We start from the raw sequence: 746 nt of genomic DNA, 5'->3' as shown, positions 1-746 counted from the left end.
GACGCCCAGTACCCGGACACGGTGCTGCTGGCGGAGGCCAACCAGTGGCCGGAGGACGTCGTCGACTACTTCGGCGACTACCCCAGCGGCGGCGACGAGTGCCACATGGCCTTCCACTTCCCGGTGATGCCGCGCATCTTCATGGCCGTCCGCCGCGAGTCCCGCTACCCGGTCTCCGAGATCCTCGCCAAGACCCCGGCGATCCCCTCCGGCTGCCAGTGGGGCATCTTCCTGCGCAACCACGACGAACTGACCCTGGAGATGGTCACCGACGAGGAACGCGACTACATGTGGGCCGAGTACGCCAAGGACCCCCGCATGCGCGCCAACATCGGCATCCGGCGGCGGCTGGCGCCGCTGCTGGACAACGACCGCAACCAGATCGAGCTGTTCACCGCGCTGCTGCTCTCCCTCCCGGGCTCGCCGATCCTCTACTACGGCGACGAGATCGGCATGGGCGACAACATCTGGCTCGGCGACCGCGACGCCGTGCGCACCCCGATGCAGTGGACCCCGGACCGCAACGCCGGGTTCTCCTCGTCCGACCCCGGCCGGCTCTTCCTCCCGACGATCATGGATCCGGTCTACGGCTACCAGGTCACCAACGTCGAGGCGTCGATGTCCTCACCGTCCTCGCTGCTGCACTGGACCCGCCGGATGATCGAGATCCGCAAGCAGAACCCGGCCTTCGGCCTGGGCACCTACACCGAACTGCAGTCCTCCAACCCCGCGGTGCTCGCCTTCCT

Annotated in this window: 1 protein-coding gene; it reads left to right on the top strand. The window is 68.0% G+C overall.

What is annotated here, in order from left to right:
* Nucleotides 1-746: alpha-amylase family glycosyl hydrolase (locus V5O46_RS31605; RefSeq protein WP_332888171.1), on the top strand; the 746-nt coding region annotated here is incomplete at both ends.

This window comes from Streptomyces poriticola (assembly GCF_036689765.1).
Lineage (GTDB): Bacteria > Actinomycetota > Actinomycetes > Streptomycetales > Streptomycetaceae > Streptomyces > Streptomyces poriticola.
Note: the sequence above shows the minus strand (reverse complement) of the source record. Positions and strands in the feature narration are given on the sequence as shown.